This is a genomic window from Fibrivirga algicola, from assembly GCF_011742925.1.
In the GTDB taxonomy this organism is placed as follows: domain Bacteria; phylum Bacteroidota; class Bacteroidia; order Cytophagales; family Spirosomataceae; genus Fibrella; species Fibrella algicola.
On record NZ_WAEL01000004.1, the window covers coordinates 534,766 to 553,602 of the forward strand.

Sequence of the window (18,837 nt, forward strand, 5' to 3'; positions counted from 1 at the left end):
TAGCAACGACAAACAGTAAACCTCAAACAGCAAACTATTTTAAGTTCAGCAAAATTTCTTTCAACACTGCCTGTGCCGACCACTCGCGGTTGGCGGCCTGCTCAATGACGAGCGACTGGGGGCTGTCGAGCACCGCGTCGGCTACTTTCAGGTTCCGCCGAACGGGTAGGCAATGCATGAACTTACCATTGTTAGTCAGATTCATCTTGTCCATCGTAACGGCCCAGGATGGGTCGTCGGTGAGCATTTGGCCGTACTGCGTGTACGATGACCAGTTTTTGCCGTAGATAAAATCGGCTCCTTCAAAAGCTTCATTCTGGTCATAGATCACCCGGGCATCGCCTACAAATTCGGGGGCTAGTTCATATCCTTTGGGGTGGGTCACCACAAAATCGATCTGACCGGCAGCAGCGCGGGGGTTCATCCATTCGCAAAACGAATTGGCTACCGCCTGAGGCAGCGGTTTAATGTGCGGCAACCAGGTCAATACCACCTTCGGCTTCGGCTTGGTTTTGGCTTCTTCGATGGTGATGCAGTCAGCCAGCGATTGCAACGGATGGCGCGTGGCCGACTCCAGATTCACGATCGGCACGCCCGCGTATTTGGCAAATTGAGTCATTACCTGCTCTTTGTAATCAGCCTCCCGGTCTTTCAACCCCGCAAAGGCGCGCACGGCCAGGATATCGCAATACCGCCCCATAACCGCTGCTGCTTCCCGCACGTGTTCGGCTTTATCAGCATTCATAAACACGCCGTCTTCCATTTCCAGTCCCCAACTATCGGCCCCCACGTTGAGGGTCATGACGTTCATGCCGAGGTTGCGCGCCGCTTTCTCGGTGCTTAGCCGGGTACGCAGGCTGGAGTTGAAGAACAACAGCCCAATCGTTTTATGATGGCCCAGATGTTCGTCGGCAAATGGATTAGCCTTGGCATCGCGGCCAGACTGGATAAGCGCGTCAAGATCCGTGACGTCGGCTAGAGAGATGAAATGGTGCATTGAAAAAGGGGGAAACACAGAGTCTCAGAGAACGCAGAGTTAATAGCTATTACCAACTCTATTAACACCCTGGACAAGTATTGGTACGTTAAAATTAATCAGGAACCTCAACCGATAGTTGATTAAACGAAAGTAGGTCTCAGCGTTTGGGCCGTAAGAATTGAAAGTAATGATTCGACCATTTTCAGCTCACCAATCAACCAGTTATCCATAAATAGATCAATCCGGTAACCAGTCTCGGGCTGCACTTGATCGTACAGAATAGGTAGCGTTTTCTATCGTTCATGAACGATTCCTGCCTTCGCTAATTCATAACTCAAACATGCTTCATAAACTGGCTTCAGTAACCCCGGCCTCAGGTCACGATGAACAGGTATAGCGCAGCCGATCACCTGATCTGACAATTGAATTCATCTCTGTGGTCTCTGCGCCTCTGTATTTCATTAAATTTTCTCGGCGTGAACCTGTACCTCCTGGCTCAGCGCTTCCAGGAACTGATCGGCTTCATCGGTGCCCAGGGCAAGAGAAGGTAGCAGGCGAATGGTGTTCTTGCCGGCTACACCCGTGAATTGTTTATGCCCAAAGAGCAGGTTATGGCGGAGTCCTTCAACAGGAAAATCGTATTCGATACCGATCATCAGGCCGCGGCCACGGAGTTCTTTGTAGCCGCCGATCTGCCGGATACCGTCCATCAGGTACGTACCCAGTCGCTCGGCATTATCAATCAAACCCTCTTCGCGCATGATATCGAGCACAGCAATAGCGGCTGTGCAGGCCAGGTGGTTCCCGCCAAAAGTGGTTCCGAGCAACCCATAGCTAGCTTTGAACTCAGGTGCAATCAGGATACCGCCAATGGGAAACCCGTTGCCCATGCCTTTTGCCATCGAGATGATGTCGGCGCGGATACCGCTAAATTGATGCGAAAAGAATTTGCCGGTCCGGCCATAGCCGCACTGCACACCGTCGAGGATAAGAACGGCCCCGGTTTCGTCGCAGCGTTTGCGGAGTGCCTGCAAAAACGCATCGGTAGCCACCTGAATACCGCCAACGCCTTGAATACCCTCCACAATGACCGCACAGGTGCTGGTGGTAATGCCCGCTTCGAGGCCATCAACCCCGTTGAAGGGTAGGAACGTAACATGTTCCGTTGAGTTGACGGGGGCTACAATGGCCGGGTTGTCTGTAGCGGCAACGGCCCCGGCGGTACGGCCGTGAAACGATTTAGTGAAGGCAACAACGCCTTTCCGGCCGGTATGAAACGACGCTAGTTTCAGCGCATTTTCGTTGGCCTCGGCACCTGAGTTGCAGAGGAACAACGAGTAGTCGGTATGGCCTGAAAGCTCACCCAGTTTATCGGCGAGTTCCTGCTGCTGCGGGATGTGCACGGAGTTCGAATAAAACGAAATCTTGTGCAACTGGTCAGTCAGCGCCTGCACGTACCGCGGGTGTGTATGGCCCACCGAAATAACGGCATGACCGCCATACAGATCGAGGTATCGTGTTCCGGTAGCGTCCCAAAGGTAGCTGCCTTGCGCGCGAACAGGTTCGATATCGTAGAGTGGGTAGACGTTGAATAGCTGGGACATACAGACGACGGTTAGTGATAAGTCGGCAAAAATACGGATTTTGACAGGGCATGAGCATAAAAAATGACTCTGTTTCCAGAGCCATTTCATAATATAAACCGAACGTACCTAGACTTCAATCCCCTTCACTACACCGAACGGACTGAAGTCCGTATGCCGTTAGTCAACGCTGATTTTTTCGAGGAAGGGCTTCAGTGCCAGCAGCGACTGCTCCGGCTCTTCGATCATACCAAGATGAGCTGACTGGTCGAGCACGACAAATTCGGCGTTGGGAAGTTGTTGTTTCAGTTCCTCCGATCGGCCGAACGGAATGGCTTTATCTTCACGGCCAGCAATGATGAGCACCGGAATGGCTGCTTTTTGTAATACATGCACCCGGTCAGGTCGGGTACGTATGGCTTGTAAGCCTGCCAACATAGCTTCGGTAGGCAGGCTTTTATGCACGTCAATCAGTTGCAGAACCTCATTGGCAAGCGTTTCCCGATGCCCATCGGAGAACATGCCAGGAACGCTTTTCTCGACGAAGGCCTGTCCACCCTCTTTTTCCAGTAAGGTTTTAGCGTCTTCGCGTTTCTGGCGTTGTTCGTCGGTATCGGGGTCTGCAAACGCCGTTGAGTTGAACAAGACGATCCCCTTCACGCGATCGGGGAATTTTTCAAGAATCGCCAGCGCGACGTAGCCTCCCATCGAATGGCCAATCAGCACACAAGGCCCCACATCAGACGAACTGAGTTGCGCGTGTAGCTCATCTGCGTAAGCATCAATATCAGATTGGTTTGTCAACCGGGAGAGGTCAGGTTTCACTACGGCATAATCGTCGGCTAATGACGAAGACAGGAAATCCCAGATCATTGGGCTTAGAGGATGACCGTGTAGTAGGACAAGAGTTGGGCGGTTAGTCATAACGGGTTAGATTGATGTTGACGTTAAACAGCAATCGGGCGGCTTGTGTTGGCTAAACCAATCAACAAACCGCCCGATTAACAGGTAATTCGAGCTTATCGCTCTACGCTAAGCGTACTGGTAATGCATCACGGGCAATTAAGCCTGATTTATCACGCCCAGCAATACTAGCACAAGACCGGCAATAAGGGCGATGAGGCCAATTGTGGCACCAACACCGTTACCGATCAGCAGTAACAACAGACCTGCCAGCGCAATGATGGCTCCCAGGCGTACGTAGCCGGTAAGGGCATTGGTATCCTTTGGGGCCATGTGCTTTTTAATCTTCTTATCAATGCTTTTCAGCATCATACGCTCCATCAGATTCGCCTTCTTCGTGGTAGTTACCGTCTGGGTAGACGACTTCTGATTGGCTTCAGCCAGCATTTTCTCAGCCCGCTCAATCCGCTTTGTCATCCGGCGATCCGTTGCGTTGGCAGCCTTCAAACTAACCAGCGCCTCCGACGCCTGTTTCGTCTGAGCAGCAACCGGTACAGCAACAGCTTCCGTTGAGGCAACCGCAGGTACGTCGGCAACCGGAGTTACGTCAGCAACGGGAGCGACTTCTTCGCTAACAACAGGGGGTACTGTTGTTTTTTGCTGCGAATAAAAACGTTCAGGCTGCGACTTTTGGAAGGTAGCCACGGGGCGGCTGCAGGCAGTAAGCAGGGCTGCACCAGCCAGGGCGAGCGAGACAGAATTGATAAGTTGTTTCATACTCGTGTACGTAGTTAATAAAGCTAAAGCTGTTTTTTTAATGGTGAAACGTGGCTTAAACGAGGCCCAAAATAACGAGTACGATACCAACTACCAATGCAATAAGGCCAAGTGTAGAGGCAACGCCCGTAGTAAGCAGCAGCAACAGAATACCAATCAGACCGATCACAAGACCCGCTGTCAGCGTATTGCTACGCATTGGCTGTTCTGGTGCCAAGTGCTTCTGGATCTTCTTATCCATGCTCTTCAGCATCATACGCTGCACCATTGTGGTTTTTTTAGCTGCGCCGTTGGTGGCTTCAACTTTCGCTGGCGACGTTGCCAGCACTTCGCGGATCTTGGTAATCCGACGCTCCAGCTTACGGGCATCAGCCTTGTCTGCTTTCGTCGATGCGAAGGCTTCTACTTTTGTCAGCGCCTGCTCGATGTTGGCAGTAGCTGGAGTCGACACTGGGGAAGCTGCCGTTTCGGTAGCTACAGCAACAGGCTCACTAACGGTAGCTTCCTGGGCTACAACTGGGGTAGTAGCGGTTTGAGCCGAGTAGAAACGTTCTGCTTTTGACGGCTGGAATGTGGCTACCGGACGGCTGCATGAGCCAAGGAAAGCAGTTACTGCAAGAGCCAATAATGTGTGTTTGGTCGACGTGTTCATAACGTTCGTGTGTTAAGTGAGAAATTAAAGCTATCTGACTCCTAACACGAACCTCTGCTGAATGTTGTGAACATCTGACGGAATGGGATTCGGTTTACACCCAAACAGAAAGCGTCGAGCCGCACAGGTTGGCATATCAACAGGCTCGTAAACCCTTTGACAGAACAACCAGTACGGCTCGACGCAGTTGGTGTAATTTGACCAGTTTAAGCGGCCTTCCGAAGCTCGTACGCGGCGGTACGGCTAAACTTCTCGGAGGCATAATCATGAGTGATCACCAGTTCTTTTTCGCCCGGCTGAGAGGGTAACTCGAACATGGCATCCGTAATGATCGACTCACAGATAGACCGAAGACCCCTGGCACCCAAATTAAAAGTAAGTGCCTGATCAACAATATAGTTTAGGGCAGAGTCATCCCACTTCACCGTCACGTCGTCCATGGCAAACAGTTTATCATACTGCTTGGTAATGGCGTTTTTAGGCTCCGTCAGAATCCGGTAGAGCGCCTCACGATCGAGTGCCTCCAGGTGCGTCAACACGGGCAGACGACCCAGCAATTCAGGAATAAGGCCAAACGATTTCAAATCCTGCGCCGACACATACCGCATCAAATGGCTGCGATCGGTGCTGGCATGCAGCCGTCGTTCGTCCGAAAAACCAATCGGGCGGGACGTAATTCGTTTGGCAATGTGCCGTTCAATCCCGTCGAAAGCACCGCCACAAATGAATAAAATATTTTCAGTATTGATCGAAATCAGCCGTTGATCGGGGTGTTTACGCCCCCCATGTGGCGGTACGTTGACAGACGACCCTTCGAGCAGTTTCAGGAGCCCCTGCTGTACGCCCTCGCCGCTGACATCACGTGTGATTGAGGGGTTATCTGACTTCCGGGCAATCTTATCGATCTCATCAATATAGACGATACCCATCTCGGCCTGATCGATCTTGTAATCGGCAGCCTGCAACAGACGGGTCAGCACCGTTTCAACGTCTTCACCAACGTACCCGGCTTCGGTTATTACTGTGGCGTCGGCAATACAGAACGGTACGTCGAGCATCTTGGCAATGGTACGGGCCAGGTACGTCTTACCCGTTCCTGTTTCGCCTACCATCAAGATGTTCGACTTCTCGATCGTTATCTCATCGTCTGTTTTTGGCTGCATCAGCCGCTTGTAGTGGTTATACACCGCTACCGACAATACTTTTTTGGCTTCATCCTGCCCAATGATGTACTGATCCAGAAACCGCTTCATTTCCTGCGGCTTAATCAGGTTCAGTGCTGGTGGCTCAGCACTCTGGCTTTTCTTGGGGCGGGTTTCTTCAACCACCACCTCGAACCCTTGTTCAATGCAGTGATTGCAAATGTGCGCATCGATGCCCGACAGCAGCAACTGAACTTCATTTTTACGGCGACCGCAAAACGAGCAACTTATTTGTGGCATATCGCGTGGAGGGGCGTTACGAATGGTTATGTGTGTATACCTGCAACGACTTGTTGTAGCTGCTTGTTGGACCGTTCGTTAACAATTCAGAATAATAATAAATTGGTGACGTCTGTCCAGCTCCTTACGCGCTCAAACGCCGTTTCGTCCCGGTTGTGGAGCGCATCGAACAGCAGCCCCTTCCCACTGAACGTATGCAGGTTGTACGGCATATCGTCGATAAGGTAGTCGGCACCAAGAATGCTTTTATCACCCAGGAAGATAATGTTTTTCCAGTGAATCGTGGGAAAGTAACGCGCTAACCAGTCGTACTTTTCACGAAATGAATTAGGAAATTCCATGGCTGCCGTCGCCACAAACACATCGTAGCGATCCTGCAACGCCACAATCGCTTCCTGTGCACCCGGCATCACATCGATGTCGGCAAAGAAACCCGGTTCGAAAATCTGTTCATGAATCGATTGACGCTCAGTATCGTCGAGCAGCTCCTGGAACGACTTTTCCTGTAGCTCGGCCAACTCATAGCGCGGCGCGCCCGAGGCAAGGTATAACTGAACGAGCTTGGCGTGAGTGTTCGCCATCACATCGTCCTGATCAATGCAAATACGTTTTTTCATAGGGAAACTAAGTCTGGCGTTCGTAGTTTAAGGTTGCTCCGCTACTTGACCAGTTGGTTGGCAAGCAGCGCAACGAAAAACCTCAAACCATAAACCACAAACCTTTTTTAAAGAGCAGGCTCATTCCAGCCTTCGAAATAATCCGCGACGCGACGTACAAATTGACCGCCAAGCGCCCCATCTACTACCCGATGGTCGTACGAATGGCTTAAAAACATGAGTTGTCGGATCCCAAGCAGGTCACCTTGCGGTGTTTCAATCACAGCGGGCTTTTTCACGATGGCCCCAAACGCCATAATGGCCACCTGCGGTTGCATGATGATTGGCGTACCCATGAGGTTACCGAACGTACCTATATTCGAGATGGTGTATGTACCACCAGCCAGATCGTCGGCGGTAAGTTTATTCTCACGAGCGCGGCGGGTGAGGTCATTAACTTTTTTGGTCAGTCCGGTCAGGTTGTACTGGGCGGCGTCATGAATCACGGGCACAATCAGGTTTCCCGATGGCAGAGCCACCGCCATACCAATGTTGATGCTGCGCTTCACCAAAATAGTGTCTCCTTCTACCGATACATTGATCATCGGAAAATCGCGGATGGCCCGTACTACGGCGTCGATCAGAATCGGCGTATAGGTCAGATTTTCGCCGGTTTGCTTCTTAAAGGCATCTTTGTTGGCCGTGCGCCATTGCACAATGGACGTCATGTCTGCTTCCACAAACGAGGTTACGTGGGGCGATGTCTGCTTCGACTCCACCATGCGCTGCGCAATCATTTTCCGCATCCGGTCCATCTGAATGATGTCGGATGAACCGTTGAGGCTGGCAGATCCGGGCGCAGACGCTGGAGTTGGACGGGGGGCTGAGGATACGGGAGTTGAAGCTGCCGGCGCAGTAGCTGACGGCGCTGCGGCCGTAGTTTTGCGCCCTTCGGCCCGGTCGAGCACATAAGCGAGCATGTCCTTTTTCGTAACCCGGTTGTCTGAGCCACTCCCCGGAATGGTGTCGAGTTCGGCGCGGGATATACCTTCTTCGCGGGCGATGTTCAGCACCAGTGGTGAATAGAAACGCCCTTCGAACGCCGGACCAGCCGCTACTGGCAGCAGACCGGGCTTTGTGCTCATGGAGCCAATACTGGCCTCAAGTGCCGTAGCTGATTCGATCGCCTCAGCTTCGTCACTGTCATTTACGGCGGCGACGTCCATCCCCACCTCCTCGCGTGAGGCGAGCGGAGCAGGATCAGACTCAGGCCCAGCCGGATCCCCAACCTCCTGTTCAATCTCTATCCGGGCAATGATCTGGCCGATAGGCACCACATCGCCTTCGTTTACCAGCCGCTCTTTCAATATACCGGTATGGGAGGCCGGCACTTCCGTATCTACTTTATCCGTAGCCACTTCCAGAACCGATTCATCCACTTCGATACGATCGCCAACCTGCTTTAACCAGGTGATGACCGTGCATTCCATTATACTCTCGCCCATTTTGGGCATAACCATGTCGATGAGTGCCATACTTGAGATTTTGAGGGTCAGGTGTCAAATGTCAGGTGTCAAGTCGCGCTGCTCAATTACCGAGTAGACAGCAAACAGCGCGGCTTGGCACCTGACATTTGATACTTGACACATCAAAGTAATTGTTCACGTAAAAGATTTAGTAGGTACGTTGTGGTGAGGGTAATGTTTTGTTCGCGGTACTGACCCAGCTTCAGGTGCTTTGTTACGGTGCCCTTATCTGTGGCTACGGCAATCCAGATGGTGCCAACGGGTTTATCAGGGGTACCACCGTCGGGACCGGCGATGCCGCTGGTAGCAATCCCAACGTCGGTGCCGAGCATCACGCGCACCCCTTCGGCCATTTCGCTCACGGTTGGTTCGCTCACTGCGCCGAAGGCACCCAGGGTTTCGGGGTTCACGCCCAGCGCAATAATTTTCACTTCATTGCTGTAGCTCACCACGCCACCGGCAAACACCGCCGACACGCCCGGCACTTTGGTTAGTGTAGCAGCTACCTGGCCGCCCGTGCAGCTCTCGGCCACGCCCAGCATGAGGTTCTTTTCTTTCAGCAATCGGATTACTACGGTCTCGATTTCGTCGCTGTCGTAGCCATACACGTGGTTACCGATCAGAGGCAACACCGCCGCTACCTGACGTTCCAGTTCGAGACCGAGTTGCTCATTGTCAGTTCCGGTGGCCGTGAGGCGCAACTTCACCTGACCGAAGCTCGGCAGGTAGGCGAGGCGAATGTGCGGGGGCAAAGCATCTTCCCACGCTTCGATACGCTCGGCCAGAAACGATTCACCAATACCAATGGTGCGGATCATTTTGTGGCGGATGACGGGCATCTCGAACCGTTCTTTCAGCTTTGGCAGCATGCGGTACGTCATCAGGCTCTTCATCTCGAAGGGAACACCCGGCAGCGAAATAAAGACCGTGTCGTCGTGGTCGAACCACATCCCTGGGGCTGTTCCCCAATCGTTCTGAATGTATTCGGCGTTCTCGGGCAGGTCGGCCTGCATGCGGTTCAGGTCGGTCATTTCGCGCCCCCGTTTCTCGAAGAAAGTCGTTACCAGGTCGAGGGCTGTCTGGTTGCGCACCAGGCCAACACCAAAGAATTCACAAAGCGTTTTTTTGGTAATATCATCTTTCGTGGGGCCAAGTCCGCCGGTGATAATGACCACCTCGGACCGGGTGGCGGCATCGGTCAGGGCCGACAGAATCACACTGGCTTCGTCACCAACTGATGTTTTCCGAACGGTTCGTATGCCGATGTTGGTTAGTTCTGTACTAATCCACTGCGTATTGGTGTCGATAATCTGGCCGAATAAAATTTCGTCACCAATAGTAATCACTTCGGCCCGGATGGTAGTTGGCATAGAGAATGTGTGCATGTAGGCGGGCAATTTGCCACGCTGGTACTGAATTAGCGGTAATTGACTTCGATTCCTGCTGACCAGACAGGCTGTATTACTTTTTTACAGTGTACGCTTTACTTTGTTCATTTACCGTTGTCAAAAGTACGTAAAACAACCTATTGAGATGAAACCATTTCGTGTATGGGCCCTGGGGCTCTCGCTCTTGCTCACCGGGGCCGTTCAGGCTCAGGACACTACGGGCAAACCCACCCAACGGACCTCAACCAGCCCATTGGGCAAGCTTGGCGGCTTCCTGGAAAAGGTCATTCAGCCCGCCGCCTCTGGTGGTTCCCTCTCGTCGGCCGATATAGCAAGTGGACTGAAAGAAGCCCTCCGTGTAGGTATCGACAAAGGGGCTACTCAGGCATCAGCATTGGATGGTTACAATAAAAACACGCTGATCCGGATTCTGTTCCCACCCGAAGCACAACGCGTTGAATCGCGGCTACGTCAGCTTGGTTTTGGCCCTCAGGTCGATCAGTTTGTGGTGGCCCTGAACCGGTCGGCCGAGGATGCGGCGAAGAAAGCTAAACCGGTGTTTTTCAAGGCCATTACCCAGATGTCGATCTCTGACGCCGTTGGTATTCTGCGCGGTGGACAAGATGCCGCCACGCAATACCTGCGCCGCACAACGGGCCAGCAGCTGGTGACTGAGTTCACTCCGATCATTGATAGCACACTGAAGAAAAACAACGCCACCCGCTATTACACCACGCTGGCTTCAACGTATAACCGCCTGCCGCTGGTGAAACCGGTAAACGCCAACCTGACTGAATATGCCACCAACAAGGCCGTCGATGGGTTGTTTCTGCTAGTTGCCCAGGAAGAAAAACGCATTCGCGAAGACCCCGTTGCCCGGGTTTCAGACATTCTGAAACGCGTGTTTGGCAGCAAATAAAGCTTATTCCTGTCTTGGCAGGGGTAGCTACAAAAGTCGCCGGGAGTTCATCTTCCGGCGACTTTTGTGCTTCAAACGCTTCTAGCCGTACTATAGCCTCTATCTCAGCTTCTTCCCACACAAACGCGCGTCAATTCGAACCTGAATTTGGCGGGCTGCAGGAATGTTATTGATCAAAATCAGTAGTGTACCTAATGCCGCTACTTTTTTCGTTACCCATCCTGTTACGTCTTTTGCGCTTATTATGACACTTCAATCATTATTCAACGAAACGGCCACCGAAGCGGAACGGAATTGGCTGGAAATGAAGATGGCTGCTCCGGTGCCAGCTCGGCTGGCAGCGTTTGTGGCTACACCGCGCTTCGTAGCCCGCCGCAACGTACCTGAGCCAACAGACGGCGTACCACCCACCTGGACAATGGATCAGCTAGCGCGGGTATTGTTGCTTTTGTCGCTTCCCACCGAACCCGAAGCGGCCTACGTGAAAGCGATCCAGACGCTGTTCGATACGGGTGAACTACACGAATTTGTTGCACTCTACTCGGCCCTGCCCCTTTTTGCTTATCCTGAACGCTGGCTCTTCCAGGCCACCGAAGCGGTACGGTCTAATATGGGCCCTGTATTTGACGCCATTGCATTCGATAACACGTACCCGGCCGATTATTTTCCCGAAGCGGCCTGGAATCAACTAGTCCTTAAGTGCATTTTCAACGATAAACCCATCAGCCAGATCACAGGTTTAGCCAAACGAGCAAACCAGACACTGGCCAATGACCTGTCTAATTTTGCCCACGAACGCTGGGCCGCCGGACGAACCGTTCCGCCCGAGGTGTGGCAACTGATTCCCCGCTTCATGAACGAAACGCTGCTGGGTGATGTAAAAAAACTACTCCAGTCGACCAACGAGCAGGACCGCCTGGCCGCCCAACACATAATTGACCAGACCGATTACGCTCCAGCTAAACAATTAACAGGTAACGATCATCCCTAAACAGGTGTCAACGCCCCGCCAGGAAACATACCTGCGCCGCGCTGATCCCTGTCGACTGCTATTTGACTTCCCTTTCTTGCTATGAATCCTTCACACGCCGAAGACGAAAATGTCTCGCCAGCTTCAGCACCGGTAGCCGAAACGCCCTTCGATTACCCGTCTTATATTCAGGGAATGCGCTTCTTCGATCCGCATATCCACATGACCTCGCGTACTACCGACGACTATCAGGCGATGGCTGACGCGGGCATTGTGGCGCTGATCGAGCCGGCTTTCTGGCTGGGCCAGCCCCGCACCGGACTCGCTACGTTTAAAGATTATTACAGCAGTCTCATCGGCTGGGAGCGCTTCCGGTCGTCGCAATTCGGTATTAAACATTACTGCACCATCGGGCTCAACTCGCGGGAGGCCAACAACGTACCCCTGGCCGAAGAGGTGATGGAACTGCTGCCGCTGTTTGTGAACAAAGAAGGCGTGGTGGGCATTGGCGAGATTGGCTTCGACGACCAGACAGCCGCCGAAGATCGGTTCTACCGCGCCCAGCTTGAACTGGCCAAAGAAAGCGGATTGCCTGTGCAGATTCACACGCCGCACCGGAACAAAAAAGAAGGCACCGAGCGTAGCATGGCGATTGCCCTTGAGCATGGCCTCGACCCGGGCATGGTGATCGTGGATCATAACAATGAAGAGACCGTGAAGTCGGTACTCGACCAGGGATTCTGGGCCGCCTTTACCATCTATCCGTTTACCAAAATGGGCAACGAACGCATGGTGGAGGTAGTACGGCAGTATGGCCCCGAACGCATCATGGTCAACTCGGCCGCCGACTGGGGAATCAGCGACCCGCTGGCCGTACCCAAAACAGCGGCCCTGATGGTGATGCGCGGCATCCCGCTCGAGCAAATTCGGCAAGTAACGTACCAGAACGCCATCGATGCCTTTGCGCAGAGTGGCCAGATCAACTCCGCCGATTTTGCCGACGGCCTGACGATCGATCAAAGTCAGAAATTCAACGGAAACACCATTTTACGGGGTGGTCAGCAACCGAGACCCGATAAAAACTCGGTGCTGATCAAGTAGAGTAATGAAATCGTACCTCCAATTAATGCGCCCGGCCAACCTGGTTACGGCGGTATCTGACGTACTGGCGGGCTTGTCGCTGGCGGCACTGGCAACGGTTGTCGCCACCCTGCCGGGCAATCAGCCGGTCTGGCTGCTATTAATATCGACCATTGGCCTATATGGCGGTGGTGTTGTGCTGAATGACGTGTTCGACGCCCAGCTCGACGCAGTGGAACGACCCGAACGGGCTATTCCGAGCGGGCGTGTTAGCCTGGGTCAGGCTTCTGCGCTGGGCGTTGGCCTGCTGGTGCTGGGTATCGGACTGGCGTTTCTCTATAGCCCTACTACAGGTGGCATTGCCGCCCTCACTGCCGGACTGGCCGTTTTTTACAACCGCTTCGGTAAGCATATGTCGTGGTTCGGACCAATTAACATGGGGCTTTGTCGCGGGTTTAACCTGTTGCTGGGCGTGGGCGCGGTGGGCGCAGCGGCCGTTGCCAATTTATGGTGGCTGGCCCTAGTGCCGGTCATTTACATTGCCGCTATCACCATGATCAGCCGCGACGAAGTGCATGGCGGGAAACGAATGACCCTCTACGCCGCCGCTGGTCTGTACTTGCTGGTCAGCACGGCCCAACTCGTGATGGCCTACCGTTCAGGAACACTGGCACTTACTATCGGTTTTGTGGCCCTTCACCTCTTCCTGATTGGCCGCCCGCTGATTAAGGCCATCCAAAACCCTGTTGGTCCCAATATTGGCGGAGCCGTTAAGGCGGGGGTTCTGTCGCTGATTGTTATGAATGCAGCCTGGGTCAGCGTGGCCGGGAACTGGCAGTTGGCGCTGGGTACGTTGTTGCTCCTGCCCCTGTCGATCTGGCTCGCCAAGGCATTTGCCGTCACGTAAGGCAATTAACTGCTACCTACAAAAGGCCGGTCTGTCGGTGCAGCCCTGATTTGCTGCACCGACAGACCGGCCTTTTGTAGGTAGTTACGGTGGGGGAATGTCTATTTTGCTTTCACTTCCTTACGCTGCGTTTTCCGGGTGCGCTGGCGCTCAACAATTTTCGCCCGTTTGTCGGCGGGCATGGCGTTGAGTTTCGCCTCGCGCTGTGCCCGGTGTGTTTCACGGAATGCCTTGCGTTCGGCAGGTGTCATTTTATCGAATTTGGCTTTACGGTCGGCCTTCATCGCTGCCCGCTGTTCCGGCGTCATGTTGCGGTGACCTTTGTGCATACCCTGATGATCGGCGGTAGCTGGTGCGGTGGGTTGCGTTTGGGCGTAGGCACCAGCAGAAAGCAGTAGTGCGGCCACCAATAATTTCATCGTTTTCATACTCGTGCGTTGGTTTAACGTAATCGATGGTTGGACAGGCAACGGACCAAATGGTTTAGTGTGCTCGAGTTATTCCGTTGGCGCGCGTTTATGCATGCCCGGCTCCATCGGTCGAAAACGCGCGAAACTACGTCCATGAACCCTTATCACTGCCCACCCCCAGCCGAAGGAGCGAATTGCCCGCGTTCAGACAGCGAACTATATCGCAGATGTGGGGGTATAGGAAGAGAGAGAAGTTTAGCCCTGGCCCGTAATTCCTGAGCGAAAACATGGGTAATCGTGGGTAAATTTGTCTTTCCGACTATGTGACTACCTGTGAAATGACCTCACTTCAGCAATCTTTCAGCGTTCCATTCACCTACCTTGTCTCGTTCACAACTGACCTGTTCAACGAGAACAATCCTGTATTTCGGACTTTTCTGAAACAGCAGGTAACCAACGCGACAATTAAAAAAATACTGGTTGTTGTGGACGAAGGTGTGGCGACTGCCCATCCTGCGCTGGCAGCCAATATACGTACCTACCTGGCCACTGAACCTGCCGTAACGCTGGTTGCAGATCCTCTGGTGATACCGGGCGGTGAAACCGCCAAGAATGACCCCGCTCTGGTCGATCGCATCGTCGATGCCGTCAACGACTATAGTATCGACCGGCACTCCTACGTGGTGGGCATTGGTGGTGGAGCGGTGCTCGACCTGGTTGGTTACGCGGCGGCTATTTCGCACCGGGGGGTCCGGCATATTCGTATCCCCACCACAGTCCTGTCGCAGAACGATTCAGGCGTGGGCGTAAAAAATGGCGTAAATTATAAAGGAAAGAAGAACTTCCTGGGTACGTTTGCCCCGCCGGTTGCGGTGTTCAACGATGCCAGTTTTCTCGCCACGCTCGACGACCGCGACTGGCGATCAGGCATTGCCGAAGCAGTGAAAGTAGCCCTGATAAAGGACATGCCGTTTTTCGAGTGGCTGGAAGCGCATACCACTGAACTGGCCCAACGTGATCCGGAGGCGATGAGCTACCTGATCTACCGCTGTGCCGATCTGCATATGCAGCATATTTCGGGCGGCGATCCCTTCGAGATGGGCTCAGCCCGACCCCTGGATTTTGGCCACTGGGCAGCGCATAAGCTCGAATACCTAACCAATTTTGCTATTCGCCACGGTGAAGCAGTAGCCATCGGCATTGCCCTCGACGTGGTGTATTCGCAGTTGGCCGGCCGCCTGCAGGAAGCTGATACCAACCGGATTCTGCACATGTTGCAGGGCGTTGGCTTCGATTTGTTTCACCCGGCCCTGGCCGAAAACAACAGCGAACACCTGGTTCGTGGCCTGGCCGAATTCCAGGAACATCTCGGTGGTGAACTGACCATTACGCTGCTCGACGCATTGGGCAAAGGCGTTGAAGTTCACGAGATGGATGCGGTATTAATTCGACAAGCCGTGGAAAAGTTGGAGGAAACCATCATGCACAACGAAGTTTAGTTACTGACGTCCCCTACCCATGCACCTCGGTTATTGTACTAATATTCATCCCGGCGAAGCATGGGACGATCATTTTCGGCATTTGCGCGAACAGGTTCCCGCCGTAAAAGCGGCAGTCTCGCCCAACGCACTCCTGCCATTGGGGCTTCGATTGGCCAATCAGGCCAGCATCGATCTGCTACAGCCTGAAAAGCTGGCCGAATTGAAGAACTGGCTGGCCGAAACTGGTTGCTACGTGTTCACCATGAACGGTTTCCCCTACGGAGGCTTTCACAATGAACGGGTAAAAGATCAGGTTCATGCTCCCGACTGGACAACCAGCGACCGGGCCGATTACTCGATTCGACTGTTCCGACTGCTGGCAAAGCTGATGCCCGAGACCGAAACGGAAGGCGGTATCTCTACGTCGCCCCTCTCCTACCGCCTCTGGTGGCCAACACCCGAAGCCCGGCAACAGGCTATGCACACGGCTACCCAGAACGTGTTGCGGGTCTTAACCGAACTCCTGCAGCTCCGCGAAACCACGGGCAAAGTGCTGCACCTCGATATCGAGCCCGAACCCGATGGTCTGCTCGACAATACGGCCGATTTCGTTGCCTGGTATACCGATGTACTCCGCCCCGCCGCCCGAACGTATTTGGCCCAGCAGCACGGCTTGAGCGCAGCTGACGCCGACACTGCCCTCCGCGACCACATTCAACTGTGTTACGACGTTTGCCACGTAGCGGTAGCGTATGAAGAACTGGAAAGTGTACTTGCCGCTCTGCAGGAAGCAGATATTCTGATTGGAAAGGTGCAGATCAGTTCGGCCCTGCGCTTACGCTTTGATCAAACTAGCGATGCTACTTACCAGGCTATTGCTGCCTTCAATGAGCCAACGTACCTGCATCAGGTAGTAGCGCGATTAGCCGACGGCTCGCTGAATCACTACGGCGATCTGCCTGACGCACTCACAGATTTCGATGCGGCAACTCATCGTGAATGGCGCGTACATTTTCACGTGCCACTCTTTCTGGACCACTACGGTTTATTACAGTCTACCCAAAATAGCGTAGTCGACGTTTTACAGCGGCAACGTACCCGGCCATTCACTAACCAACTGGAAGTAGAAACGTACACCTGGGGCGTGCTCCCCGCCGACCTGCAACTCCCCATCAGCGAATCGATCAGCCGGGAGATGGCTTGGGTATTCAATCAAATTAGCTAGTTAAGGTTTGACGCTTGTGGTTTGACGTTGCGCGGCTGCTCAACGAAGCGGAAGACGAGCCGCGCAACGTCAAACCACAACCCACAACTCCTATGAACAAGACCGTAGTCATTGATATTGTTGGCCTGAGTGCCAGCCTGATTGGCAAGCATACGCCGTTCCTGAAAGCCTATATTGAGGCGAGGCACCTGACGTACATCAAGCCTGTATTGCCGGCCGTTACAACGACATCGCAAAGCTGTTACGTAACCGGCAAATGGCCGTCGGAGCACGGTATTGTGGGTAACGGCTGGTACGACCGGGAAGACGCCGAAATCAAATTCTGGAAGCAGTCGAATAAACTCGTACAGGCGGAGAAGATTTGGGAACGCGCCAAACGGGAAGACCCGGCCTTTACCTGCTCCAAGATGTTCTGGTGGTACAACATGTACGCCGCCGTCGACTATTCGGTGACGCCCCGGCCTCAGTACCATTCGGACGGTCTGAAAATGCCCGACTGCTACAGCCACCCCTCGGAACTGCGCGACGAGTTGACCCAAAAGCTGGGTACGTTCCCGTTATTCAATTTCTGGGGACCAAACGCCAACATCAAATGCTCGAAATGGATCGCCGACGCGTCGATGTATGTCGATGACAAGCATGACCCAACGCTCACGCTGATCTACCTGCCTCATCTCGACTACGGTCTGCAAAAATTCGGCGTCGATTTTACCAACGTCGCCAGCGATTTGCGCGAGATCGATGAGTTGGTAGCCAACCTGGTCCGATTCTACGAGAAGAAGAAAACCCGCGTTATCCTGCTGTCGGAATACGGCATCAACACCGTGAACCGGCCGGTTTACATCAACCGGGCATTGCGCGAAGCAGGCCTGATTGCCGTTCGTGTGGAAGCGGGCCGCGAGTTGCTCGATGCAGGTGCCAGTGCGGCTTTCGCAGCACCCGACCATCAGATTGCCCATGTATACGTACATGACCCGGCCCAGATTCCGCGGGTGAAAGCCCTATTGGAAGCCCTGCCCGGTGTGGCCGAAGTGCTGGACGAGGCAGGTAAACAGGCGCATCACCTCGACCATGAACGGTCGGGCGATCTGGTAGCCATTGCCGAAGCAGATAGCTGGTTCGCCTATTATTACTGGCTCGACGATGCCAAAAAACCAGATTATGCGCAGGCCGTCGACATCCACCGCAAGCCCGGCTATGACCCGGCCGAGCTGTTTATGGACCAGACCAACCCGCTGATCAAAGCAAAAGCAGGCTACAAACTGGCCCGTAAGTTGCTTGGCTTCCGGTATCTGATGGACGTCATTTCGCTGGATGCCACGCTGGTAAAAGGGTCGCACGGCGGGATTAACATCGGTCGGGAATTCTACCCCGTTCTGGTGACCGATCAGCCAGCCAAACAGCCTGAGCTAGACGCCATTGATGTTTACGATGTTATCTGGCAGACCTTAAATGCCCCGGTTATAGCGCCAGTGCGTGCGTAAAAGTTGTAATTTTGACTAAAAAATAAGTTTGCCAGTTTGTGGTTTGGCATTTGACATGGCCCGTGTAGATGATGTATATAATCATAAGCAACGCCACGTTATAAGACTAATCACAAGCGGCAAACCTTCCTTCACATGCGTCAATCCGAGATAAACTTCACCGTTGAATTAGACAACGACAACGTACCCGACAAAATCTATTGGGACGCCACCGATAACCCAAATGAAGGCCTGAACGATACAAAAGGGGTATCTATCGCCGTTTGGGACCACTACCACCGCAATACTCTGAAAATCGACCTCTGGACCAAAGACATGGAAGTGGGCGATATGAAGCGGTTTATGATCGAAATCATGGGCGGCATTGCCAGCACCGTTCGCACAGCAACCAACGACACAGCAATGGCCGATGATATTGATAACCTGTGCCGCACACTCAGCAAACGGGTAGAAGCCGAATTCCGGGCCGAGAACCAGGCGGGTAAGTAACGCCAGCGGTCTACACCAGTTTACCA

The 18,837-nt window shown here is 53.4% G+C and carries 18 protein-coding genes and 1 pseudogene; 8 read left to right on the forward strand and 11 right to left on the reverse strand.

Translation table 11 applies throughout. From position 1 onward, the window contains the following. Positions 1–34: 34 nt before the first annotated feature. From F7231_RS13545 to F7231_RS13590, 10 genes and pseudogenes are all read right to left on the reverse strand, one after another. On the reverse strand, positions 35–997 hold the full coding sequence (locus tag F7231_RS13545) for an N-acetylornithine carbamoyltransferase (RefSeq protein WP_166692268.1): 963 nt from the start codon (positions 995–997) through the stop codon (positions 35–37). A 122-nt stretch (positions 998–1,119) separates the two neighbouring features. Continuing rightward, positions 1,120–1,401 (reverse strand): annotated as a pseudogene (locus F7231_RS27840) (GxxExxY protein). A 39-nt stretch (positions 1,402–1,440) separates the two neighbouring features. Next, entirely contained in the window at positions 1,441–2,583 is a 1,143-nt protein-coding gene (locus F7231_RS13555; protein WP_166692269.1) for an aspartate aminotransferase family protein, read from the reverse strand. 159 nt (positions 2,584–2,742) lie between these two features. Beyond that, on the reverse strand, positions 2,743–3,486 hold the full coding sequence (locus tag F7231_RS13560) for an alpha/beta fold hydrolase (protein WP_166692270.1): 744 nt from the start codon (positions 3,484–3,486) through the stop codon (positions 2,743–2,745). A 138-nt stretch (positions 3,487–3,624) separates the two neighbouring features. Next, a complete protein-coding gene (locus tag F7231_RS13565; protein ID WP_085413367.1) occupies positions 3,625–4,242 on the reverse strand; it encodes a hypothetical protein in 618 nt (205 codons plus the stop codon). A gap of 55 nt (positions 4,243–4,297) precedes the next feature. After that, the gene (locus F7231_RS13570; RefSeq protein ID WP_166692271.1) at positions 4,298–4,894 is read right to left on the reverse strand and encodes a hypothetical protein; all 597 of its coding nucleotides are present in this window, start codon (positions 4,892–4,894) and stop codon (positions 4,298–4,300) included. Between the two features lie 206 nt (positions 4,895–5,100). Then, a complete protein-coding gene (clpX, locus tag F7231_RS13575; protein ID WP_085413365.1) occupies positions 5,101–6,336 on the reverse strand; it encodes an ATP-dependent Clp protease ATP-binding subunit ClpX in 1,236 nt (411 codons plus the stop codon). An 86-nt stretch (positions 6,337–6,422) separates the two neighbouring features. Beyond that, entirely contained in the window at positions 6,423–6,953 is a 531-nt protein-coding gene (locus tag F7231_RS13580; protein ID WP_085413364.1) for a 5' nucleotidase, NT5C type, read from the reverse strand. Positions 6,954–7,060: 107 nt separating this feature from the next. Beyond that, positions 7,061–8,467 (reverse strand): dihydrolipoamide acetyltransferase family protein, encoded by a 1,407-nt coding sequence (locus F7231_RS13585; RefSeq protein WP_166692272.1) that lies wholly within the window; start codon positions 8,465–8,467, stop codon positions 7,061–7,063. A gap of 113 nt (positions 8,468–8,580) precedes the next feature. After that, complete coding sequence (locus tag F7231_RS13590) at positions 8,581–9,828, reverse strand: competence/damage-inducible protein A (protein WP_166692367.1); 1,248 nt, start codon at positions 9,826–9,828, stop codon at positions 8,581–8,583. 163 nt (positions 9,829–9,991) lie between these two features. On the opposite strand from F7231_RS13590, the gene F7231_RS13595 reads away from it, so the two are divergent. From F7231_RS13595 to eboC, 4 genes are all read left to right on the forward strand, one after another. After that, entirely contained in the window at positions 9,992–10,765 is a 774-nt protein-coding gene (locus F7231_RS13595) for a DUF4197 domain-containing protein (RefSeq protein ID WP_085413361.1), read from the forward strand. A gap of 244 nt (positions 10,766–11,009) precedes the next feature. After that, positions 11,010–11,756 (forward strand): EboA domain-containing protein, encoded by a 747-nt coding sequence (locus F7231_RS13600; RefSeq protein ID WP_166692273.1) that lies wholly within the window; start codon positions 11,010–11,012, stop codon positions 11,754–11,756. Positions 11,757–11,930: 174 nt separating this feature from the next. Then, positions 11,931–12,836 carry a TatD family hydrolase gene (locus F7231_RS13605; protein ID WP_198172229.1) on the forward strand — a complete coding sequence of 302 codons (906 nt, stop codon included), beginning with the start codon at positions 11,931–11,933 and terminating at the stop codon, positions 12,834–12,836. A gap of 4 nt (positions 12,837–12,840) precedes the next feature. Further along, positions 12,841–13,722 (forward strand): UbiA-like protein EboC, encoded by an 882-nt coding sequence (eboC, locus tag F7231_RS13610; protein ID WP_085413358.1) that lies wholly within the window; start codon positions 12,841–12,843, stop codon positions 13,720–13,722. Positions 13,723–13,823: 101 nt separating this feature from the next. On the opposite strand, the gene F7231_RS13615 is transcribed toward eboC, so the two are convergent. Beyond that, entirely contained in the window at positions 13,824–14,150 is a 327-nt protein-coding gene (locus tag F7231_RS13615; protein WP_085413357.1) for a hypothetical protein, read from the reverse strand. Positions 14,151–14,470: 320 nt separating this feature from the next. Here F7231_RS13615 and F7231_RS13620 point away from each other — a divergent pair, with 320 nt between their 5' ends. The 4 genes from F7231_RS13620 to gldC all read left to right on the forward strand — a co-directional run bounded on the left by F7231_RS13620 (position 14,471) and on the right by gldC (position 18,811). Further along, positions 14,471–15,631, forward strand: coding sequence for a 3-dehydroquinate synthase (locus tag F7231_RS13620; RefSeq protein WP_166692274.1), 1,161 nt, complete (start codon positions 14,471–14,473; stop codon positions 15,629–15,631). A 19-nt stretch (positions 15,632–15,650) separates the two neighbouring features. Further along, the gene (gene eboE / locus F7231_RS13625; protein WP_166692275.1) at positions 15,651–16,838 is read left to right on the forward strand and encodes a metabolite traffic protein EboE; all 1,188 of its coding nucleotides are present in this window, start codon (positions 15,651–15,653) and stop codon (positions 16,836–16,838) included. Positions 16,839–16,930: 92 nt separating this feature from the next. Continuing rightward, positions 16,931–18,322, forward strand: coding sequence for an alkaline phosphatase family protein (locus F7231_RS13630; protein WP_166692276.1), 1,392 nt, complete (start codon positions 16,931–16,933; stop codon positions 18,320–18,322). A gap of 135 nt (positions 18,323–18,457) precedes the next feature. Next, positions 18,458–18,811, forward strand: coding sequence for a gliding motility protein GldC (gene gldC / locus F7231_RS13635; RefSeq protein ID WP_085413353.1), 354 nt, complete (start codon positions 18,458–18,460; stop codon positions 18,809–18,811). Positions 18,812–18,837: the final 26 nt, after the last annotated feature.